The 3842-nt window shown below is 34.1% G+C and carries 4 protein-coding genes; 3 read left to right on the plus strand and 1 reads right to left on the minus strand.

Annotation, left to right across the window (positions count from 1 at the left end; translation table 11 throughout):
- Nucleotides 1-222: 222 nt before the first annotated feature.
- The 3 genes from AB1630_11090 to AB1630_11100 are packed head-to-tail and all read left to right on the plus strand — an operon-like array spanning nt 223 to nt 3377.
- On the plus strand, nt 223-633 hold the full coding sequence (locus tag AB1630_11090; GenBank protein MEW6104337.1) for a response regulator: 411 nt from the start codon (nt 223-225) through the stop codon (nt 631-633).
- A gap of 1 nt (nt 634) precedes the next feature.
- The gene (locus AB1630_11095) at nt 635-1312 is read left to right on the plus strand and encodes a glucose-6-phosphate isomerase family protein (GenBank protein MEW6104338.1); all 678 of its coding nucleotides are present in this window, start codon (nt 635-637) and stop codon (nt 1310-1312) included.
- A 58-nt stretch (nt 1313-1370) separates the two neighbouring features.
- Nucleotides 1371-3377, plus strand: a complete 2007-nt coding sequence (locus tag AB1630_11100) for an O-antigen ligase family protein (protein MEW6104339.1) — start codon at nt 1371-1373, stop codon at nt 3375-3377.
- A gap of 68 nt (nt 3378-3445) precedes the next feature.
- Here the strand turns inward: AB1630_11100 and AB1630_11105 are convergent.
- On the minus strand, nt 3446-3842 hold a 397-nt coding region (locus AB1630_11105), incomplete at its 5' end, for a four helix bundle protein (GenBank protein MEW6104340.1).

Below are 3842 nucleotides of genomic sequence, written 5' to 3' on the forward strand. Positions count from 1 at the left end.
ACATTGGGATTTCATTTGTCATTGGGATTTGGACATTGGGATTTTTATTCTTTGGCTTCATTATTTTCCTTAACATTATCTAAACATATACATTCCTTATTTCCCTATAGGGTGAATAGTTACATTTTTAATTGAATTTCTTTCTTTTAATAATTTGCGTTACAATGCAGTAGCGAAAATAGGAAATTGACAAAATTGGTTTGCAAGATGTAAAATTTTAATATGAGCCAGAAGAAGGTTTTAATTGTTGAGGATGATGCTGATATTAGTGAGATAATTAAAGCCATTCTTGAAATGGAAGGCTATGAGGTTACAACAGCATATGATGGAATGTCTGCCCTTGATGTTTCTTATCAGAAAAAGCCAGATCTTATCCTTCTTGATATTATGATGCCTGGAATGGATGGCTGGGATGTTTTAAAAAGGCTTAAAGCCTGTAGAAAAACCCTGCACATCCCTGTTGCTATGGTTACAGCAAGAATAAGTGCAGAGGAAAAAACAAAGGCATTTAGAGAAGGGGCAGAGGAGTTTATTACAAAGCCCCTCCACATAGATGATTTCTTACGAAGGATAAACAGGCTTTTTCACAAGGAAGAGGAGGAAACAAGAAAGAGTATGCTTCTCTTTGCTTAAAATGCTAAGTTTAATTGAAGGAAAAACCCCTGATGTAAGAATGCTTTTTGATATAAAAGGCCTTCTTTATGATAAAGATTATGAGAAAAAAGCATTAGATTTTCCTCTCTATTATATGTATAGAGACCTTTCTCAAAATGAAGATGATAAAGAAAAAATAGCCAGTCATAATTTAAGGTATGATATTACCATTATCCCTCCAAATATGTTGGGATTAGAATATGTAAAAACAGCCGGTCATTTTCATCCAAATTTTCCCAATAGCAATCTTTCCTATCCTGAAATCTATGAGGTATTAGAGGGAGAAGCAATATATCTTATGCAAAAGGATGATTTCTCTGATGCCTATTTTGTTAGCGCATCTTCTGGTGATAAGGTGATTATTCCTCCAAATTATGGGCATATTACAATAAACAAAAAAAAAGAGAGGCTTGTTATGGGAAATTGGGTTTCTTCTTTATTTTCATCTATCTATGGACCAATAAAGGAAAAAGGAGGGGGTGGTTACTTTCTTACAATTGATGGCTGGATAAAAAACCCAAAATACGAAAACCATCCTCCATTAAGAAGCCTTTCCTGTCTAGATTACAAAGATATAAAAAAAGGCATCCCTATGTATAACCTAGTTAACAATCTTGATGCTCTTAAATTTCTCTCTTCCCCTGATTTTTTAGCATAAACCTTACATAGAAAAGATAATAGAAATAAAAAAATAAATGGATTTGAAACCATAAAGGATGAAAGTATTAACCTGGATTACTAGGGTATTATTTTTTCTTCTTCTCTTGGGAATGCCCATTTATATGGATACAAACATTGCCTCAACATTTGGGGTTTCCAAAGTTACATTCTTAAGGTTTTTTTCCTTTCTTATTTTGGGAATATGGGTTGTAAAATTATCAAAGCAGCAGGCTGGATTTGTAAAAACACCCCTTTTTCTCCCCATTGCTTTTTATTTTATAATCCTTGTTCTTTCTGTTATCTTTTCGCGTAGTCCAATTCTTTCGTTTTTTGGTTCTTATGAGAGGCAAGAGGGTTTTATTACTATTATAAACTATATCTTTCTCTTCTTTGCTGTTTCCAATCTTCTGGAAAGAGATGATATTAAGCTTGTAATGAATACCGCTGTTTTGGCAGGAACTTTGGCAGCATTATATGGGATTATGCAGCATTATAACTATGACCCACTTAATCTTTCCTGGGGAGGATTTAGTAAAGACAGGGTTGTTTCAACATTTGGAAACCCTGTATTCTTTGGGGCATATACAATTATGGTTCTTCCCCTTAATTTTTCATTATTCCTCCTTTCAAAAAGGTTTTCTTTTCTATATGGCATTTCGTTTCTTATTACTTTTCTTGGATTCCTCTTTGCAAATACAAGGGCATGCTATGTTGGCTTATTCTTTGAAATATTTATTGGAGGATGTGCATTATTTATTTTAAGGGATAAAATCCCAAAAAAGAGGTTATTTGTCCTTTTTTCTATATTCCTTATCTGTGGAATTGTTGTAAATCTTAAAAAGGAGACATCATTTATTGCCAGATTGGATGAGATTAAAAGCCTTTTTTTAGAAAAGAAAAAGGCGGGTTCAACGGGTGCCAGACTTATGATGTGGAAAACGGGGATAAAAATGGTTATGGATAACCCAATTCTTGGAATAGGACCTGAGGCAATAGGTATTACATACCCTTACTATCTTTACAAGGTCTACACCCATGATTTTCCATTTGAGTATGAAGATAGGATGCACAACGACATTTTTGATACATCAGTAACAAGGGGTCTTCTTGGTCTTTCCTCTTATATCTTTCTTATTTTTGCCTTCTTTCTAGCAGGAATAAGGCTATTTTTTAAATCAGCTTATGAGGAAAGGGTTATCATTCTTGGGGCTATTTTAGGTGTATTAGGCTATCTTGTCCAGAATGAGTTTAGTTTTGGCCTTCCTTGTATTTCATCTTTATTTTGGATGATGATGGGTTCTTTATTTCTCCTTACAAAACAGAAAAAACAAAAAATAAGGATAATAAAAAGGGATAAAATTCTTCTCTTTCTTATTCCCACATTCTTTCTCTTTATCCCTCTTTTTTTCTTCTATTATGCAGATATAGCATTTAGAAAGAGTGACCATAAACTGGCAATAAGGCTTAACCCATTTTGCCATCAATACAGGGAATCCTATGGGACATATCTTGTTGATATGGGAAAAAATTACGGTGCCGATTGGCCTGATAAAATAATCCTTGAGATGTCAAATGCTTGCAGAATTTTCAAAAACGATGGCATCCTCCTTTCAATCCTTGGTATGGGTTATGAAATGAAGCAGGATATAGATAAAGCCCTTCCCATATATGAAAAAGCCATTAAAATAAATCCATATCTTGGGAATACATATAACAACCTTGGGGCAATATATGGAAATCAGGGAAGATACAAGGAGGCAGGCAATACATTCCTTGCCGGGCTTTATGGCTTTCCCTGGGATTCTATGCTTTTTGGAAATGCAAAGAAGCTTGGACTAATTATGCTTGATAGAGGGGATATTTCTGATGCAGAAGAAATATTTAGCAGATTAACAGAAATTTATAAAAACAAGGATGAGCTTATTAGCCTTCATAAGGAGCTTTCTTTAAGGTATTTAAATAATGGAAAAAGGGATCTCTGTATTAAACATCTTGAGGCAATCCTTAAAATTTCTCCCGATGACGCTGAGATAAAGAGGATATTGGGTGAGCTTAAAAACTAGGATTTTTTGTAATTATTCACCCCCTCTTTGTGAAACGGAGAATCTTAAGAAAAAGAGAAGGGAGAATATCATCTTTGTCTAATTAACCATTTATCCACTTTCTCAATCATTCGTATAATCTGTCCAATGATTTGGTCATAATTTGAGTTAATCTTTGTTGTCATAATAGAATCTATATAACCACATCGGTTTGCAAATTCTAACCATACCTGAGTTTCGCATGCTTCACTTTCTGCATCACTTAATTTGGCAATAAATGCGGATTTATATCGCCTTTTCCTCCATGCCTCTGCAATATTTGCACATACCGAACGGGATGACCTTCGGATTTGATCAAGTAAGGAATATCTAAAAATTTCCATAGCTGTATTCATCGCATTTTGATAAACTTTTAAGTCTTTATAGCTTTGTATTTTTTCACCCATTCTCCCCTTTTTCTGTGAAACGGAGAAATTTCTCCCCTTC

Source organism: bacterium, assembly GCA_040753555.1.
In the GTDB taxonomy this organism is placed as follows: domain Bacteria; phylum UBA9089; class UBA9088; order UBA9088; family UBA9088; genus JBFLYE01.